Consider the following 18,562-nt stretch of genomic DNA (forward strand, 5'->3'; position numbering starts at 1 on the left):
TTAAAGCAAAAGCGCTTCACATTTCACATACCATTCTTAATGGAGGATAATGACTATACATACAAAAGTATTGATGTCGTTCAAATGCAACTTTGTATAAGAGAATATTTAAGAAAAGGTTCATTTTTATTACATTACAGGAGGAGCAATGAGAAGAGCAATGCTATATTTCGTAATTTTTTTAATTCTACTATTGGTATCCATTATTTTATTTTTAACTATTAACCCCGTGTTCGGTGGAAATCCAAGTAAACAACAACAAGAGAAATTTGAGAAATTACCTAACTATCAAAACGGAAAGTTTACCAATCAAGTAGCAACGGAGATGAACATGGGAATCTCTGGGATGTTCAAGATGGTTAAAGAATCTATATTCCCAGGAGATAACGATCGCTCTCCAACTGAGGACTTACCTATTTCTAAATTTGATTGGGAAATGGTGAAAAGTGAAGAAGATAGTTTAACTTGGTTTGGTCATTCTACTTTTTTATTAAGTATTGATAATAAGAAAATATTGGTGGATCCAATGATTGGACCTAGACCCTCTCCAGTTTCATTTGTAGGGGGAAGCAAACGCTATAGTCAGGATCTTTTACATATCATTGAAGAATTACCACCTATAGATGCAGTTTTCATTACGCATGATCATTATGATCACTTAGATTATACATCCATACTTAAGCTAAAGGAGAAGGGATCTCATTTTTTTGTTCCTCTAGGAGTAAGTACTCACCTTATTCGATGGGGAGTTGGCAAAGAAAGAATTACAGAACTTAATTGGTGGGACGAAACAGATTTTAATGGTTTAACGATTGCATTGACTCCTTCCAAACATTTCTCAGGAAGAGGGCTACTCAATCGCAACTCCACTTTATGGGGAGGTTGGGTTATTCTTGGGGAGAATACACGTTTTTATACAAGTGGGGATGGCGGATATGATAAACATTTTAAGGAAATAGGAGAAAAATACGGTCCGTTTGATATTACACTAATTGAAGGTGGTCAATATGATGAGCTCTGGGACTGGGCTCATATGAAACCGGAAGAAGCCCTTCAAGCCCACTTAGATGTAAATGGAAAGAATATGATGTTAATTCATTGGGCTGCATTTACCCTCAGCTATCACAGCTGGACAGATCCAATTGAACGCGCATTAAAAGAAGCTGAAAGATTAGAAGTGAATATAATGGCTCCACAAATAGGAGAAACGGTTCCTTTAAATAGAGACTTGCCAATAGAACCTGATTATTGGTGGGATTTTTAGTTGGGAATTTAAGTTTCTGATTAAGTTAGAGTTGCCGATATTGATTGTTCAAAAGAATACTCCCCATACGGTACGCAGATTCTAAAGAAAAATCTGTATTGCCTCATGGGGAGTATTTTTATCTAAGGTATGAATTAATAATGACATCAAAGTCTTCTTTTAATTGTCTAATTCAAAGTTATCAAGCATTGCACGTACTTCATCCGTTGACTCTGTGCTCATCAACTGATTTCTTAATTCACTCGCCCCTCGAAATCCTTTAACATAAATCTTAAAGAAGCGATGAAGAGCCTTGAACGAGCGTGTCTCTAATTCTTGTGAATATTTATCATAAAGATCAAGATGCAATCTTAACAAATCAAGTAATTCCTTGCTGCTATGTTCTCTCGGCTCTTTTTCAAATGCAAATGGATTTTTAAAAATACCACGGCCAATCATCACTCCGTCAACACCATATTGCTCCACAAGCTGTAAACCAGTCTGACGGTCTGGAATATCTCCATTAATCGTCAACAGTGTTTCTGGTGCTATTGCATCACGAAGATCTTTGATTTCTTTAATTAGCTCCCAATGAGCGTCAACTTGGCTCATTTCCTTTCTTGTACGCAAATGAATTGAAAGATTAGCAATGTCCTGCTTCAATACATGTGTTAGCCAGTCCCTCCACTCATCTACATCCGTATAACCAAGTCTTGTTTTCACACTTACAGGCAATCCTCCCACTTTTGCAGCTTGTATTATTTCTGCAGCGACTTCCGGACGAAGGATAAGGCCGCTTCCCTTTCCTTTTGCTGCCACATTAGGCACAGGACAGCCCATATTAATATCCACACCTCTAAACCCCAGCTCCGCCATACCAATACTCATTTGTCGGAAGTATTCGGGCTTATCACCCCAAATATGGGCAACAATTGGCTGTTCATCGTCTGTAAAAGTTAAACGTCCACGTACACTTTGGGTTCCCTCTGGATGACAGTAACTCTCCGTGTTTGTAAACTCTGTAAAAAACACATCCGGTCTAGCTGCTTCGCTCACGACATGACGAAAAACAACATCTGTCACATCTTCCATTGGAGCAAGTATAAAAAATGGCCGTGGTAAATCACGCCAAAAATTATCTACCATATTAAATTCAAATCCTTTCACTACGGAATATCAGGTCAGTATCAAATCCCCCAAAAATAAAACGCTATAATGTCAATGTTACCTATATACTTATAGCATGCATAAGCGCTTTTTATCAAGCTATAGTTAATTCCAAACATTATAAACTTTACCATTTACTTTTAGAGGATGGAACAAAACTATTTCTAACATAGGAAACCGAACATTTGAGTTAGCGCATTAGACACTCCCCGGAAATATATTTGTGGTTGCTTCCAGTACAGGATCGACATCTGCTCGAAAAGACCTCGCAGTGTATTCTTTTTTACCGCCGGGCGACTGGTGAGCCTCCTCAGCTCTTTCATAGAAAAAAGACAGGAGCCCCTGTCTTATCTTTTCCTTTTTATAATAAAATCAAGAATAGCTGGAGCAAAATCCATACTTGTAAACAATTATAAGCTCCTTCCATTCCTTAACCATTATGGAAAGACCTTTTACGTTTCCGCAATCATGTCTAACCATTTTATATCAGCTTCTAAATGAAGCAACGCTCCTTCAATAAGCAGTTTCATCGTTTCATTTCCTGAGCCTACCATTTGCTTCTTGAGATGGGTAAGATGAAGAACATCCTTTATCATCGTTTCCTTTTGATTTCTTATCATGCTTTGCCTATTCTCATAAGTCACTTGATTGGCACATAGAAACTTAAAGTAAAATTCGTCCTTGAACAAGGATCTACCAACAGGCTCCTCCAACCAACGCCAGAGCTCCTCTTTACCGGCAGTTGTAATCGTATAGAGCTTGCGGTCCTTCTTATCATGACCTGGGGTTTCTACTAGTGAATCCCTTTCTAGTCGGTCAAGTGTCGTATATACCTGTCCTGCATTTAATGGCCACATTCCTTGCACCATTTCCTCGAATCCGGTCTTTAATTCATAACCATGTCTAGGTTTTTCATACAATAGGGCGAGTAGTGAATGTTTTACTGACATGTTGATATTCCTCGCTTATCCATAATTTATTGCTTCTCTTATCGATATTTTTGATGCTGAATTACTTGGTATCCAGGCAGCAAGAAGGGTAAATACAATTCCTCCTGCAACAGATATAACTAAACTAGACCATGGAACCGAAAATTCAAGAAACGCTGGCGCTTGATTCGAAGTAGCATTTAAATAAATGACTAATATTCCATACAATATTCCGACGACGACACCAGTAATACCGATTAACAACCCTTCTGCTATAATCATAATTCTCACTTGTGACTTTGTAAAACCTAATGCTCTCATCGTCCCGAGTTCTTTCGTACGCTCTAACGTATTCATAAATAGCGTATTACTAATTCCAATTGCAGAAATCGCAATGACTAATATGAGTAAGGCAACAATCAAATCATTCATACCTTCAAGCCCACTTTTTGCTTGCTCAATAATTAATTGCCTCATATCTACATTTGCAATTGAATCTCCATAAGTAGTCCAAAGACTAGCTAACACGATTGGAATAGTCTCTTCATCCATTACATCAATCGTTATATGATAGTTCCATGCCCAGTTCAAGTAGTCCTGTACAATTGGTTCCTCTACAAATCCTACATAACCTGAATAATGAGCGGATTGAACTGTTCCTTTGATAAAAAATTCTGTCTCACCAGCTGGCGTGTGAAAGGTAAATATATCCCCGACTGCTGCCCCCATTTCAGCTAATGCACGATCGCCTATATAAATAGATGGCATATGACTTGTTACATCTGTCGTTTCCGTTAAATCGAACATACTAGCATCATTATTACCTGAAAAAGAAAAGATGGAAAATTCTCTAAGTTCATCATCTGGAGAATACCATGTCACATTCGGTATTTCCGCATAATCCTCTACCTTTTCAATACCTTCTATAGTTGCTAAGGCTTCTATCTCATTTTCCGTCCAGGCGGTTTCTTTCTCTACTATAATGTCCCCACCAAAGGTTGCACGGATATCCTTTTCCATTCCTACAGGCAACGATTCTAATGCCGCACTCATAAATAATGCTAAACTAACTCCAATAGCCAGCATCGCAGCAGTATTTGCATTTCGTTTCTCAAATTGCTTCAATGAACAGTCTGCTTGGTTTCCTAAGAAACCGAACAACATCACAATGATTGGTCTAAGGACATATCGAGTAAGCTTCATCCATAGCGGGAACAGGAGAACAAGCCCGATGAATAGAAGTAAAAACGCCCATACATTATCAATCAATCCAAGAACGGTACAAAGAACACCTATTATCACTCTTGGTATGTTAATTTTATTTACACTTTCGTTTTTTTGACCTGCCATTGCATCTAATATCGGGATTTTACCAGCCTTGTATATTGGGATTGCTGCTGCTATAAAAGGAAATACGATCCCTATGATAGCTGATATAATCATAGGTGACACGATTTCTACTTCATACGTGATATTTTGTGTCACAATGGAAGAAATTAAAATCTCTTGAACAACCATTCCTAGCCAAACCCCAAAACTTAAACCAAGCACAGTACCTATTCCTGCTAGAAAACCAATTTCCTTAAAAATAAGTTGAATCACATTTCTACTTGTATAGCCTAAGCTCTTCATAATAGCAATCTCATTATTGCGTTCTATAATACTCGTACGAATCATATTGAACGCAATAAAAGCACTTATAAAGATCGATAATATTGCTATTAGGTCAAATACAAAATACATCCCATCCACATTATTATATTGCTGGGTATCTACGACAACTGGTTGAACAAACAAATCAGAGCCTGCTAAATCCCTTTCGTATTCCGCTTGCAGTTCTTGTGGGTCCAGAATCCCATCAACTTGAAAGCGATACTCCGTAATCTGCTGACTCATTCCCACCCATTCTTGTAGAATAGCTAGTGGAACGATTACCTCAAAGTCTCGGAAATTTGCTGCTTCCATTGTTTTCGGGCTATTTAAGACTCCACCTTCATATACAATAGCCGTAACTTCCAAGCTACCCATATTCTGAAAAGATACTGTATCGCCAATGTCTTTCCCCCAAAGTTTAGCTGTATTTTCTGTTAGGATTAATCCTTCCTTCGTCACATCTCCCTTTTTTACAGGTAATGGCATAATGTCATTTTGAAAGTCCGATAGCCCTGTGAAGTTTACCGTTGCTTGCACCGGAGAGTCCGTTTCCATATCAACAAAGCCTTGCTTTGTTAATAGTGCTATCCCTTCTGTCACCTCATCCCGATCAGGCAAATCCCCTAAATCATTTGCAGAGAAAAACCGCTCCGTTCCATATATCTTAAAATCCGCATTGCCAGCGGTTAATCTTTCTTGCTCATCCATAATATTGGAGAAGGTTGCCTTTGCAATGAGCATACTCGTCATGACGGAAACACCTAGGGCTATTGCAATCAGTGTAAATAAAAAGCGCTTTTTATGCCGTGTAATATTACGCCAGGAAACGCGAAAGGAATTTAGCATAATCCTCATCCTCCCTCGTCACTTCTGCTTCAATTAAACCATCTTTAAATAATACAATTCGATCGGCATAACCCGCGGCAAACATATCATGTGTTACCATAACAATCGATTGTTTTCTCTCCAGATGAAATTTCGCTAGTAAATCAAGTGTATCACTAGAACGCTGTCTATCTAGATTCCCAGTTGGCTCATCCGCCAATAAGATCGAAGGCTCGTGAATTAATGCTCTTGCAATAGCCACACGTTGCTGTTGTCCTCCACTAAGTTCATTAGGAAACCGTTTCTCATAGCCTACTAAATCAACGGCCGCTAATAATTCCTCCACTTTTCCAGGTGGTACTTTTTTTCCGTCAGCATGCAATGGAAATACGATATTTTCATAGATCGTTAATGTCGGTAATAATTGGTAGTTTTGAAAGATTAGTCCAATGTCCTTACGCCGTATTAATGTACGTTCTTTTTCTGATTTAAGCGCAATATCCACCCCATCAAGTTTAATAGAACCAGATGTAGGTGTATCCAGACCACCAAGTAAATGGAGTAACGTTGTTTTACCTGAACCACTCGGACCAATAATACACACAAACTCCCCTTCCTCTACCGAAAAATCAACTCCTTTTAGAACTTGTACGGTTTCTTTACCTGTTTTATATTCCTTCTTCAACTCAGTAACGTTAATCATACTATTCACCCCTCTGTTTTGATGGAAATATGGTATATGACCATGAATAAATAAAATCAATAATAAACACTAATCCCCAAACCATCGATATCCCATATAATGTCTCATTAGCATATGGTGTTTCCCCTATAATTTCCGTACCTATCCATGATAGATCTTGTAAATAAGGCAAAACTTGATTCCAATTGTCTAGACTGTAATTCAAGAAAATCAATTGAACGATGATAAAAACAAGTAAATGGATTATGGAACTGATTCGATATTTCTTTGCAATATATTTTGGATCCTTTTGTTTCTGCATCACGTATTTGTCTTTTTCCGTTAGTAGTTCTGTGCCACGCCAGCTGCCAATTTTTAAACGCATCCAACGATCAAGCTTCTTAAAATCACTAATCCCAAACGTACAAGCATATATAACAAATATGGTAATGACAATTTGGAATGTAGAAATTTCTCCCGTTTCTTTATAGACGAACAGTGCTAATGCAGCTTCCAGAAACAACAACACGATAAACAGAAATAGGAAGCCCAAGCTTAACTTTCGTTTGTTTGCTACATAGCGAGTAACACCAAACAACAGAATGAAAATTAGTGATAACACTTCGGCTAAAATAAATATCTCCCACTGGTATCTCAATATAAAATCCATGTCTTTCTCCACCCTTTTTACATACTGAGTATTTATATACCGAGTATATACTTACTCAGTATATACGTCAATAGTAATTTTACATCTTGTAAATCATTATCATAGAAAAGTAGATACCTATTTAGTCTTGACAAGCATAGGCTCAACCTTAGCAAGAGACCCATGTCTTTGTTTAAGATGATATACTCACCATTAGTCATCACTAGAGAATTCTAGAACGAAGTGTAAGCTGTGATTGTACAAATATGAATTCTGCCTAACGAAAAGATTTCCCCATGTTTTAGATGGCATTCCATAAATTAAAGTAGTTTGTTCAAATTGAATATTTTGTATTATAATGATTAGTGACATTACTGTAAGCGCTTGCTATCAAACGTAGGGAGAGGGTTTCACATGATTACTTTTATTGTTGCCATAGCTTTATTGATTACCGCTTATTTCACTTATGGAAAATATGTGGAAAAGGTATTTGGACCAAATGCAAATAGGCCAACACCTGCATACGCCAATCAAGACGGTGTTGACTATGTACCAATGAACAAGCAGAAAAATGCATTGATTCAATTATTGAATATTGCTGGAACTGGCCCTATCTTCGGGCCAATCATGGGTGCTCTATATGGACCTGTGGCATTCTTATGGATTGTGTTAGGCTCCATATTCGCAGGGGCAGTTCATGATTACTTAACAGGGATGATCTCTATCCGAAATCGAGGTGCTCATATACCAGAACTTGCTGGGAAATTCTTAGGGAAGCTTTCTCGTCATTTAGTTAATGTTTTTGCACTATTGTTATTATTACTGGTAGGTACCGTGTTCGTCACGACACCAGCATCCTTATTGCATAATTTAATTGATGGTAAAATTGCTCTGATTGCTATTATTTTACTAATCTTTTCCTATTTTATCTTGTCTACTATTCTACCGATTGATAAGATTATTGGAAGGGTTTATCCTTTCTTCGGGGCAGTATTAATAATTGGTTCAATTGCAGTAGGTATAGCATTATTATTATCAGATTACACAATTCCTGAGTTATCATTAACGAATATGCATCCAGCTGATTTGCCGATTCTACCAATATTATTCTTAACCATTACTTGTGGTGCATTATCTGGATTCCATGCGACTCAATCACCACTTATTTCTAGAACGACACAAAATGAAAAGCAAGGACGCTACATTTTCTATGGAATGATGGTTGCAGAAGGTGTCATTGCCATGATTTGGGCAGCCGCTGCTATGAGTTTATTCGATGGTCAAGGTCTACAAGGATTAATTAATGAGGGTACCGCTTCCCTTGTTGTAAATGAAGTTTCCATGACTTTACTAGGCGCTGTTGGTGGTACAATTGCTGTTCTTGGTGCCGTTGTGTTACCGATTACATCTGGAGATACAGCTTTCCGTGCAGCACGAAATATCATCGCCGATTACATCAGGATGAGTCAAACAAAAATGGGAAAACGTTTAATGATTGCACTTCCAATGTTCGCGGTTTCTTACTGGTTAACCACTATTGATTTCAACCTATTATGGCGCTATTTCTCATTTGCCAACCAAGGCACTGCAGCACTGGCTCTGTGGATTGGTACGATGTATTTGTTTGTTAAAAAGAAGAATTATTTCATTTCACTAATCCCAGCCTTATTCATTACCGATATGGTATTAACCTATATCTTATATGATAGTAATCTAGGCTTCGGCTTATCTTATTCAGCAGCACATACAGGCGGTATCATCATGACCATGCTCATTACTGCTTTATTCTTCTGGAAAGGGAATAAGAATAGAAAAGAGAACTTGGTTGTTGATATGGAAGTACCTTCAAATCAGAATGTAGCCTAAGAGACTAGCTAAAGATAATTTGCTATTTAGTGAAAAAATTATAAAGCAGTTTAATAAATGAAAAGAGTGGTACTAATCAAATATATTGATAGGTACCACTCTTTTTCCTGTATCGATTAATTCTCCCGGTGAATATCCTTGCTTCGGCTCTTATATTCTAGCCACTTCCAATCCACTTTTTCTAAGAATTATTTCCTAATATAAAAAGCCAAAATAAGAGTAGTACCGTAAACCCGTAATCAAACAACGCATACAAAAATGAAGCACCTCTTGCTAAGATAGAAATATCAATTGAAGGAGGTGCTTTTCTATGCCACATGAAGAACTAATCATCGTGCCCGTAACACTCCATCCTGAAAAAGAAGAACCTATGTTAGCGACCCCGCCAGTTTCCTCGGCAACTCCTGTTTTTATGATGAAATCAGGCGGCTTTGAACTTTCCTTCTTTAACGGTGTGGATGAGCATATCATTCAAACCGTCATAAGGGAGTTGAGAAATGAATGAGGCAAGATTATACAGACGTCAAGAACATTTATATTGTTTGTGGAAAGACGGATATGAGAAAGGGAATTGACGGACTAGCTACACTAGTTCAAGATAACTTCGAGCTAGATCCCTATGGCGATTCCATCTTCTTATTTTCCGGTTGGAGCAAAGACCGTTATAAATGTTTATATTTTGATGGGGATGGATTCGCCATGCTTTATAAACGTTTAGATAATGGTAAACTTCAGTGGCCTAAAAACGAAAATGAAGTTCGCAATTTATCGCAACAAGAACTTCGTTGGCTCTTGGAAGGGTTAGCTATTCAACAACCAAAAGCAATACAAAAATCTCCAAAAGGTGTTTTTTAACTATTCATTTTTCGTTCGATAGCGTATACTATAGCTATCTTAACAGAACGAAAGGTGGTGAAATTGCATGGTTCAATCTTCTCCTGATCAGAACGATAAATTAATTAAACTTTTAGAGGAACAATTAAAACAATCGAATCGACAGATCGAAGCTTTGACCGAGCAAGTTCGCCACTTAACGAAGCTACTATATGGTTCGAAAACGGAGCAATCGAAATACAATCTACCCGATGGGCAAACGTCGTTATTCGATGATGAGGATGATGACGATTCTTTTAACTATTCTGAGCACACAGAAGAACAAAGCGAACAGAAGATTGCATATACTGTTGAACGTAAAGCAAAAAATAGAAAACGCAATGATTTTCTGGCAGATGACCTCGAAACAGAAGTCATTCATCATCACCCAGAAGATACGACATGCGATTGTTGCCAGCAAGCAATGACAGAAATGGGCAGCACCGTTGTCCGAGAAGAAGCGATGTTTATTCCAGCAACGATGAAGAAAATACAGCATGTAGAACATGCTTATGAATGCAAGAATTGTAAGGGACATTCCTTTCAGAACGCACAAATAAAAAGAGGCCAAGCACCACAGGCTCCTATTCAACGTAGTCTGACAAGTCCTAGCATTCTAGCGAAAGTAATCTATGATAAATTTATCCAGTATCTTCCGCTTTACCGTCAGGTAAAAGAATGGGAGCGTTGTGGCCTACATACGAACGATAAGAATTTGTCTAACTGGGTTATACGAACAGCTCAGGATTGGTTACTTCCCGTGTACCAACGGATGAAGGAAATGATGATGAACAAATCTATTTTACACGTGGATGAAACCTACGGAAAAATTATTCATCGTTCCGACGGGAAACCAGGAAATTCCAATGCCTATAATTGGGTGTACCGTAGCGCTCCTAGCCAAGGCCCCGTTATCATTCTCTTTCAAAGTGCGTTGTCACGTGCGAGATCCGTTCTCCAAGGATTTGTAGAGAACTTTACAGGGACCATTATCTGTGACGGCTATTCTGCATACGATAAACTCCCAGGCGTAACCTTCGCAAATTGTTGGGCACACGTTCGCCGATATTGGTTGAAAGTGAACAGTAAAAACGGGCAGATTGGAGTGAAATTTTGCGACGAGCTTTATCGCCTAGAAAGGGATTTTAAAAAATTATCCCCGAGTAAGCGAAGAAAAAGACGTCAAAAGCTTTCGAAACCAATCGTAGAAGAATTCCTGAAATGGATTGAGGAATCCCCTTTTTACGGCAATAACGCACTTGGAAAAGCAGCCGAATATACACTGAAATTGACAGATGGGCTTCGTGCCTTTCTCTATGATGGTCGCATTGAAATGGATAATAATCCAGCAGAAAATGCGATACGCCCTAGTGTGATCGGTCGAAAAAATTGGATGTTTTCCGTCAGCGAAGCTGGTGCCGAGGCCAATGCGATTTGTTTGAGTATGGCAGAAACAGCGAAAGCTAACGGTGTGGATTTCTATCAATATTTGGTGAAATTACTAACAGAACTACCAAATCTGGATATCCATCGAACGCCAGAAACTTTAAATAAGTACATGCCTTGGGCGAAGGCGATTCAAGCAACATGTGCAAAAAAATAAAATAACCGTAAATCTGTTTAAAACATCTCAGATTCACGGTTATTTGGCGTTTCTGTTTTTAATTTTAGTTGCTTCTATTATAAAATTTCTTAGTTCGGGCTTACGTAGTACCATACTATCTCTTATTTTGGCTTCGATAAAACTATTTATATAAACTCTTTTCATATCATTTAAAACAGATTAAGTCACTGATTGAAAGGTTCTACTTCCTTTTTTCCGCTTCCTTAGCTGTATTTGTATTACGAGGTTTTGGCTTGATTACTAGTCCAAGTTCTTTCTTCTCTTTGGATAATGAACGATAAAGCGAAATCAACATTAAGACAATTATCAATGAAAATGGGAATGCTGCTCCAATTAAAGCATTTTGGAGTGCTTTTAATCCTCCACTATATAACAGAATGATGGCTATAGCGGATTGTGCAATTCCCCAAGTAAATTTCACTGAATTTGGAGGTGTTAGTGATCCACGTGTTGTTTGCATTCCCAGTACAAATGTTGCAGAGTCTGCTGACGTAATGAAGAAAGTAGAAATAAGTGTTATTGCTACAAACGAGAGTACCATTGACCATGGAAATTCATTAAATATCGCAAATAAAATTTCCTCTGTAACAAAGTTCGTTAAATCTACATTTCCAGCATTTTGTACTTCAATTGCGGAAGTACCGAATACCGCAAACCATAAAAAGCTCACAACAGATGGTAGTAATAAAACACCAATTAAGAATTCGCGAATTGTTCTTCCCTTTGAAACACGCGCAATGAAAATCCCAACAAATGGTGACCAAGCAATCCACCATGCCCAATAAAATATCGTCCATTCATTGATCCATTCACGATGCCCATCATTTAATGGTGCAATTCGAAAGCTCATTTGAACTATATTTTGAATATATCCACCGATTGTATCTGTAAACATGTCTAATGTGAGAATCGTAGGTCCTACAATAAACATTAATAAGAATAACCCAACTGCTAGAACCAAGTTTGTATTACTTAAATATTTAATCCCCTTACCTAGTCCTGACATGGCAGATATCATGAACAGTATGGTGACGATAGCGATAATAATTAACTGTACAAGAAAATTATTCGGTATCCCAAACAAAAATGATAATCCACCATTAATCTGTGTGGCTCCAAACCCTAAAGTAGTGGCAACACCAACAATTGTAGCAAAAACAGCCAGCACATCAATAACGGTTCCGAAAGGCCCTTCCATCGCTCTTTTTCCTAGTACTGGTTTTAACGTTGCAGAAATAAGGCCTGGCTCCCCTTTACGGAAGTTAAAATAAGCTAATGCCAACGCTACAATTGCATATATAGCCCAAGCATGAATTCCCCAGTGAAAAAAAACATACCTTATGGCTTCTTTATTTGCTGCATTTGTTCCACCTTCTGCTAACGGGGGATCCATGAAGTGAGAAAGTGGCTCCGCCGCTCCCCAGAACACAAGTCCAATACCCATACCTGCACTAAATAGCATAGCAAACCAAGTAGGTTTAGAAAATGCGGGTTTATCCTCAGGCTTTCCTAGTTTAATAGCACCTACAGGGCTAAAAATAAGAAATACACAAAACAATACAATAATGGTCACTAAAATAAGGTAATACCAACCAAACGATGTTGTTATAAAAGCTTGGATATTATTAGTGATTTTTTCAAAGGTGCTTGGTGAAACTACACCAAATACGACTAATATCAACACAATTGCAAGTGAAATCCAAAAAACATTTGAAACTCTACGCATAAATATAACTATTCCTTTCTTTTATGTACGTTGAGACAAAAGTAATACTCTCTCTATTTCTTTCTGCCATCAACTGCGTTTGCCAGAGAAATCTAATCTCTCCTGCTAAACTAAAATAATTTTTGAAAAATAATCAAGGGGAATTAGGGTTAAATTCCTAATACTATACGGTTCATTAGATAAGTGGAGTATACTGCCCTTCTACTGGATAGGAATATAATCGATTCATATCCATAAAAGGAAAATAATCAAAGGACAAAAATATGAATGTACATACATTAAACTAATGAATTAACAGCTATTTTTGTTAAAAAATATATGAAACTATTATAGTTTAACATAAAATATAGGATTTTACATGTAATGCGCGGAATTGTTAGCTGAAACCTTCTATATATAATTCATCCACGTTCTTCCGTAGCAGGTGTTTATTTGGTCTTCTCTTACAAATATCAAATATGTATAGTGGCAACACTAAACTGCCTTTGACCGGCCCATTCCCTAGAAGTCCTACTGCATTTAGTCCCCCCTCGAATAACCGGGGATATTCAAAAGCATTGAATAAAAGGCTATCATTAAAAATCCTAATATTAAAGATGATTAAATATTATTAGAACTTTCCGACTACAAAAAATGAGTATTAATACCTAGTTTATGGCAAGACGAACAAAGTCCCAGTACAAATAATTGCGAGTCTGTCTGTATAAAACATGTAAAAAATTGCATAAAACGGTATATTAACATATAGTTATCAATCGTATTTCTTACAAAAAACCCATAAACCTATTTATATCTAGGTTTACGAGCTTATCAATTACTATCTATGATACCCCCTCTCAATAAACTGAAAATCCCTCTTTATTTCCGACAAGTCTCCAATCAGCTCTATACCAAATGGCTTGTTTTGTATGTCGGTAAATTACCATATAATAAAGCAAATCTTAAATAGAGCTAGTTGTTCGCCGATCAAGTGCATTGGCCACATATAGTTCATTACCAGTTTTGCTATTTAGCCGATTCGATTCACATTTTGAGCTAACTCTTTCTTTAAAGCTTTCACAAGCTCTTGAAAATATTGAAATGGCCCACTTATCCATAAATTACGGTGATAAACAAAATGAATTTGTCTTTCTAAATCTTGATTTTGAAATTCAATATCAATATAGGATAAATGTGCTTCCTTTTCTATTAATCGTTTAGAAATAAGTGCGACAGCCTTTCCATATGACAACATCTTAATAATTGTTGAAACAGAATCTAGTTGAATCATTTCCATCCTTAACTTCTTTTCTTGTAGCCACGACTGGGAAAAGCGACCTGTTGAACTAGATAGTCTGTGAACTAGTAGTGTCTGATTGTATAAATCATTTTCTTCTAAACTTATTTTCCCGTTAAATGAATGGTCCTTACTAAAGGCTAGCACAATCTTATCACTAGTAATAGGTTCATATAAAAGATCTTGCTCCTTATTACCTGTTTCCATAATTAAGCCACAATCTAGTTCTTGTAATAATAGTCTTCTTTCAATATCTGGAGCTGTTTTTACATCTAAGGAAACCTTGACCTTTGGATAGCGTTCAGCTAGTTGATGGATTAATTCCGGCATAAACAACTGTGCTGGAACACCACTTGCACCTAGCTTTAGAGAACCTTTTTCTCCATTTTTATAATCTGCTACGCTTTTTTCTAATGCTTGATTTGTCTGGCTTAATTGCTTTGCATAGTGATAAAGCATCTCCCCTGCATCTGTCAGTCGATAGCCACCTGCGTTAGTTCGAAAAAGCTTAATCCCATAATCATCCTCTAACGATTTAATATGAAATGATACGGTTGGTGTCGATAAACCAAGTGATTTAGCGGTATCTGTCATTTTTCTCGTTTCTACTAATGAAATAAACACATTTAATTTTTGTATATTCACTTTATCACCCTAAAGCATTTTAGATTTTTTCTAACGGAATGAATTTCATAATTCTTAGTCCATGTCTCCCAACGGTTTTGAGAGTTGAAAAAAGAAGCACCTCCCCAAATCTTGTATAATGGTAGTTGACTATACAACCATAAAAAGACTGAAGGAGTGCTTCTTATGACCATTATACGACAACCAAGTTTATTTGGCATCCAGGAATTATATGACATGGAGCCTACCCAAAAATATGATGCCATTATTGCAGCGATAGACTTGGATAAAATCTATCATGTAGTAACGAAAAAATCACGACTTGGCGCACCGGAAGAACTAAACTATGCCGCCATGATTATCTCTATTTTCGTTAGATATATTGAGCGTATTCCGATGGTAAAGGATCTTATTCAACGCCTCAAGGATGATATTACCTTTAAACTAAATTGCGGGTTCCTAGTTTCAGATAGGGTACCTTCTGAATCCTCTTATTCTCGACTCCTAACGAAATTAGTGGAGTCCAATATTTTGGAGGATGTATTTGAAAAAGTTGTCCTCCAAGCAATTGAAGAAGGTTTTATTACAGATGATACAGTCGCTATTGATGCCACTCATTTTGAAGCTCGTGATCAAGCACCATCAAAAGAAGAAAAGTCAAAACCAGAGCCGAAAAAACGTGGTCGCAAATCCAAAGAAGAGCGTGACCAATGGCTAAAAGAACAAGCTGAAAAGGAAGCTAGTCTGCCTCTTTATGAAAAGAAAATTGAAGCTCAATTAGACGCACCTTTAGATGAATTACGCTCTGAAATGCCTGTAGACCCGAAGTGGGGTGTGAAAAAGAATTCAGAAGGTAAGAATGTTTTTTGGTTTGGCTATAAAGGTAATTTAGCCGTTGGTACGTCGAGTCAGTATATTCTTCAGACTGCTTTTTCTTCCGGAAACTTACATGATAGTAAAGCAGCGATTCCTTTACTGAAAGGAATCCATGAAAATTTATCTCTTTCTTCCTTGTGTTATCAAACCATGGACGCTGGCTATGATTATGAACCCATCTACGAACAGGTACACCGCATGGGACAACGCTCAATCATCGCATACAACAAGCGAAATGAAAGAGAACCAATCGGTTTTGATAAACATTTTGCCCCTACTTGTTTCAGAGAGCATTCTTATCGTTACGACAGTTTTGATGCCAAATATGAAACCTTAAAATATACAAGACCAAAAGAATGTAGTGACTGTCCATTGGCTAACGAAGGCATCTGTCAAAAGGTTTTTAAAATGAAAATAACGACAGATCTTAGAAAATATTCGGCACCAGCTCGTGGATCGATGGCATGGAAAAATATTTTTAAACGTCGCACTGCGGTCGAAAGAGTTAATGCTTATCTTAAAGAATTCTTTCAACTAAACAATGTTCGATATCGTACTGGAAAGCGTGCAAAAGGTCATTTTGACATAGTTACGCTTGTTTATAACGCTTCAAAGTTAGCGGCAGATCGTATGAATGCACAATTAATTCAGCAGCAACAAGCCGCGTGATTATTGTTTTTTAAAAGTATATTTTAGAAATTCTGTAGGTCTGTGAATTTTTAAAAAGAGCAATTATGAAATTGATTCACTTATTATAATAATAAAAATACAGAATATGTGGAAAAGTGTATAATAATTATTAATCAACTAATTCGTATCATTGGTGAAATACATAATAAAGGTGTTGCAATGGGTGATCTTAGTCTTAATAATATCATGCTTTCGGATGATGAGTGGAAAGTGACATTAATAGACTTTGAAGCAGCTGAATCACCTGGAAATAGCTATAATCCAAGTATTGCTACACCTGGTTATATTTCTAATGAGGCTAAAAACTACATGCAAGGTGATTGGTTTGCTCTTTATCGAATAGCTCGGACTCTCTTTTTGCCAATTATTCCTGTTTATGATTTAGCCCCACAAATTACTCATGTTCATGACCGCCATATTGAACAAAAATTTGGCAAAAAAGCTATTAACTTCTTGAGAGAGATCGAGAATACAATTTCTAAGTATACGAATCTAAGACCGCAGTCACCATTTTTAAATCAAAAATTAAGTCCACCAACTAAAGAACTGAGTATGGATAATCTCAATCACATCATAGGTGGACTGCAAAAAGGTTTAATAAATAATTTAGAAGTTGATTCATTTTCATTAATAAAAGGGGATATAGCACAATTTAATGAATCTATAAATAAGTATAATGTTGCCTATGGAGCATTCGGGACAATACTTTCACTAATTCGCTCAGGCGGTAAAAATTTTAGTGTTGGTATAAAAGCAAGTTTAGAAGAATGGTTTAAGCTAATTATTCCTTATCTAGAAAAGGAATCAGAAAACCTAAAGAATAATATTGGTCTTTACGATGGATTTTCCGGCATTATAACAGTCCTTTATGAGTTAGGCTATGAAAATAGCGCACTATCGATCTTAAGAAATTTACAAAAGAACTTTACGAAGGAAGAAGTAAATACGAAGGAGGATATTTCTATCTATTCCGGGTTATCAGGAATTGGATTACTCTATCTCTCTTTTTATGAAATTTTAGGAGATGATAATTTATTGCAAAGTCTAAAGCTAATCTACGATAGAGTAATTACAATTTATCAAGAGAACTACGATAATCTAGAAGAAATTTCCAATTATGGTTTAATAAATGGTTGGTCTGGAGCAGCATTATTTTTATTTAAGTCTAATTCATTGTTTAATAATTTTGAGGGGAAAGAAATTGCTTACAATCTTATAGATCGATCGATAGAGCATGCTAGTGAATATGATCAAGATGAAGATTTACACGTTGTTGATGACAGTCGCGGTATTGACAGACTAATCCCATATATAGAAGATGGTTCGAGTGGGATAGCATTAACTATGTTAGAATTTCATAATCATGATAAAGATTATTTGAATCCTATTAGAGAAAAAGTCTTGGAGAGATTTATTAGTAGTAATTATTATTATTGTTCAGCAAATGGCGGCCTGATGAGTGGCTATGCAGGATTTATCCCTTTAGCAAACGCGGTTAAACATACACATAATAAGTCTGATATGATTAGCATTCTCTTAAAAGGCTTAAACAATTATCTCGTTAGGGACCATAATGATGAAATTCTTTTCCCAGGAAACTATGGATTTAAATGTTCTATGGATGTATCGACAGGAGCAGCAGGTGTCCTAATGGTTCTTAGCGATTTAAAAAAGAAGCAATGGGGATCATGGTTACCAATACCACAAAAAAGTAGCATTAAACTATTTGAAGCTAATGTAGCGAACGACTTATCTGGAGCGAAAAGAGCTTTGAATTATGTATAGGCTGTGTTCAGTTCATTTTGAAAGTATAGATACATGGGATAAATATTTAGGATAGGAATTATCTTACCGAAAAA

Annotated in this window: 15 protein-coding genes; 7 read left to right on the top strand and 8 right to left on the bottom strand. The window is 36.8% G+C overall.

The genetic code is table 11. The features are described from left to right. The first annotated feature begins 160 nt into the window (after positions 1-160). Complete coding sequence (locus MKY78_RS04725; protein ID WP_339217831.1) at positions 161-1,264, top strand: MBL fold metallo-hydrolase; 1,104 nt, start codon at positions 161-163, stop codon at positions 1,262-1,264. Between the two features lie 159 nt (positions 1,265-1,423). On the opposite strand, the gene MKY78_RS04730 is transcribed toward MKY78_RS04725, so the two are convergent. The 5 genes from MKY78_RS04730 to MKY78_RS04750 form a co-directional block, all read right to left on the bottom strand. Continuing rightward, the gene (locus MKY78_RS04730) at positions 1,424-2,389 is read right to left on the bottom strand and encodes a tRNA-dihydrouridine synthase (protein ID WP_339217832.1); all 966 of its coding nucleotides are present in this window, start codon (positions 2,387-2,389) and stop codon (positions 1,424-1,426) included. Between the two features lie 473 nt (positions 2,390-2,862). Then, on the bottom strand, positions 2,863-3,360 hold the full coding sequence (locus tag MKY78_RS04735) for a PadR family transcriptional regulator (protein ID WP_339216628.1): 498 nt from the start codon (positions 3,358-3,360) through the stop codon (positions 2,863-2,865). Positions 3,361-3,375: 15 nt separating this feature from the next. Continuing rightward, complete coding sequence (locus MKY78_RS04740) at positions 3,376-5,838, bottom strand: FtsX-like permease family protein (RefSeq protein ID WP_339216630.1); 2,463 nt, start codon at positions 5,836-5,838, stop codon at positions 3,376-3,378. Next, positions 5,807-6,520, bottom strand: coding sequence for an ABC transporter ATP-binding protein (locus MKY78_RS04745; RefSeq protein WP_339216632.1), 714 nt, complete (start codon positions 6,518-6,520; stop codon positions 5,807-5,809). The genes MKY78_RS04740 and MKY78_RS04745 overlap by 32 nt, the downstream gene beginning before the upstream one ends. 1 nt (position 6,521) lies before the next feature. Continuing rightward, positions 6,522-7,169 carry a hypothetical protein gene (locus tag MKY78_RS04750; RefSeq protein ID WP_339216633.1) on the bottom strand — a complete coding sequence of 216 codons (648 nt, stop codon included), beginning with the start codon at positions 7,167-7,169 and terminating at the stop codon, positions 6,522-6,524. Between the two features lie 393 nt (positions 7,170-7,562). On the opposite strand from MKY78_RS04750, the gene MKY78_RS04755 reads away from it, so the two are divergent. Next, positions 7,563-9,014, top strand: a complete 1,452-nt coding sequence (locus tag MKY78_RS04755) for a carbon starvation CstA family protein (protein WP_339216635.1) — start codon at positions 7,563-7,565, stop codon at positions 9,012-9,014. Positions 9,015-9,195: 181 nt separating this feature from the next. Here the strand turns inward: MKY78_RS04755 and MKY78_RS04760 are convergent, their stop codons facing one another. Continuing rightward, complete coding sequence (locus MKY78_RS04760) at positions 9,196-9,333, bottom strand: hypothetical protein (RefSeq protein WP_339216637.1); 138 nt, start codon at positions 9,331-9,333, stop codon at positions 9,196-9,198. Here MKY78_RS04760 and MKY78_RS04765 point away from each other — a divergent pair. The 3 genes from MKY78_RS04765 (at position 9,325) to MKY78_RS04775 (ending at position 11,490) form a co-directional block, all read left to right on the top strand. Then, positions 9,325-9,519 carry a hypothetical protein gene (locus MKY78_RS04765; RefSeq protein ID WP_339213309.1) on the top strand — a complete coding sequence of 65 codons (195 nt, stop codon included), beginning with the start codon at positions 9,325-9,327 and terminating at the stop codon, positions 9,517-9,519. The genes MKY78_RS04760 and MKY78_RS04765 overlap by 9 nt on opposite strands. Continuing rightward, entirely contained in the window at positions 9,516-9,869 is a 354-nt protein-coding gene (gene tnpB, locus MKY78_RS04770; RefSeq protein ID WP_251517995.1) for an IS66 family insertion sequence element accessory protein TnpB, read from the top strand. Before MKY78_RS04765 ends, tnpB begins: the two co-directional genes overlap by 4 nt. A gap of 67 nt (positions 9,870-9,936) precedes the next feature. Then, positions 9,937-11,490: an IS66 family transposase gene (locus MKY78_RS04775; RefSeq protein ID WP_339213305.1), complete on the top strand. Its 1,554-nt coding sequence runs from the start codon at positions 9,937-9,939 to the stop codon at positions 11,488-11,490. Positions 11,491-11,692: 202 nt separating this feature from the next. Here MKY78_RS04775 and MKY78_RS04780 read toward each other — a convergent pair whose 3' ends face one another. Beyond that, a complete protein-coding gene (locus MKY78_RS04780; protein WP_339216639.1) occupies positions 11,693-13,237 on the bottom strand; it encodes a BCCT family transporter in 1,545 nt (514 codons plus the stop codon). A 1,009-nt stretch (positions 13,238-14,246) separates the two neighbouring features. Beyond that, entirely contained in the window at positions 14,247-15,158 is a 912-nt protein-coding gene (locus MKY78_RS04785; RefSeq protein WP_339216641.1) for a LysR family transcriptional regulator, read from the bottom strand. Positions 15,159-15,323: 165 nt separating this feature from the next. Between MKY78_RS04785 and MKY78_RS04790 the strand changes: the two genes are divergently transcribed. Continuing rightward, a complete protein-coding gene (locus MKY78_RS04790) occupies positions 15,324-16,682 on the top strand; it encodes an IS1182 family transposase (protein WP_339214434.1) in 1,359 nt (452 codons plus the stop codon). 180 nt (positions 16,683-16,862) lie between these two features. Further along, complete coding sequence (locus tag MKY78_RS04795) at positions 16,863-18,488, top strand: lanthionine synthetase LanC family protein (RefSeq protein WP_339216643.1); 1,626 nt, start codon at positions 16,863-16,865, stop codon at positions 18,486-18,488. Positions 18,489-18,562 lie beyond the last annotated feature (74 nt).

The sequence above is a fragment of the Ornithinibacillus sp. FSL M8-0202 genome (assembly GCF_037975285.1).
Classification (GTDB): Bacteria; Bacillota; Bacilli; order Bacillales; family Amphibacillaceae; genus Ornithinibacillus; species Ornithinibacillus massiliensis.

Bases quoted from the DNA above. Each gene is read 5' to 3' on its own strand.
- MKY78_RS04765 (WP_339213309.1), top strand. From the start codon at position 9,325: ATGCCACATGAAGAACTAATCATCGTGCCCGTAACACTCCATCCTGAA.
- MKY78_RS04735 (WP_339216628.1), bottom strand. From the start codon at position 3,360: ATGTCAGTAAAACATTCACTACTCGCCCTATTGTATGAAAAACCTAGA.
- MKY78_RS04775 (WP_339213305.1), top strand. From the start codon at position 9,937: ATGGTTCAATCTTCTCCTGATCAGAACGATAAATTAATTAAACTTTTA.
- MKY78_RS04790 (WP_339214434.1), top strand. From the start codon at position 15,324: ATGACCATTATACGACAACCAAGTTTATTTGGCATCCAGGAATTATAT.
- MKY78_RS04750 (WP_339216633.1), bottom strand. From the start codon at position 7,169: ATGGATTTTATATTGAGATACCAGTGGGAGATATTTATTTTAGCCGAA.
- MKY78_RS04755 (WP_339216635.1), top strand. From the start codon at position 7,563: ATGATTACTTTTATTGTTGCCATAGCTTTATTGATTACCGCTTATTTC.
- MKY78_RS04760 (WP_339216637.1), bottom strand. From the start codon at position 9,333: ATGTGGCATAGAAAAGCACCTCCTTCAATTGATATTTCTATCTTAGCA.
- MKY78_RS04780 (WP_339216639.1), bottom strand. From the start codon at position 13,237: ATGCGTAGAGTTTCAAATGTTTTTTGGATTTCACTTGCAATTGTGTTG.
- MKY78_RS04745 (WP_339216632.1), bottom strand. From the start codon at position 6,520: ATGATTAACGTTACTGAGTTGAAGAAGGAATATAAAACAGGTAAAGAA.
- MKY78_RS04740 (WP_339216630.1), bottom strand. From the start codon at position 5,838: ATGCTAAATTCCTTTCGCGTTTCCTGGCGTAATATTACACGGCATAAA.
- MKY78_RS04795 (WP_339216643.1), top strand. From the start codon at position 16,863: ATGGGTGATCTTAGTCTTAATAATATCATGCTTTCGGATGATGAGTGG.
- MKY78_RS04730 (WP_339217832.1), bottom strand. From the start codon at position 2,389: ATGGTAGATAATTTTTGGCGTGATTTACCACGGCCATTTTTTATACTT.
- MKY78_RS04725 (WP_339217831.1), top strand. From the start codon at position 161: ATGCTATATTTCGTAATTTTTTTAATTCTACTATTGGTATCCATTATT.
- tnpB (WP_251517995.1), top strand. From the start codon at position 9,516: ATGAGGCAAGATTATACAGACGTCAAGAACATTTATATTGTTTGTGGA.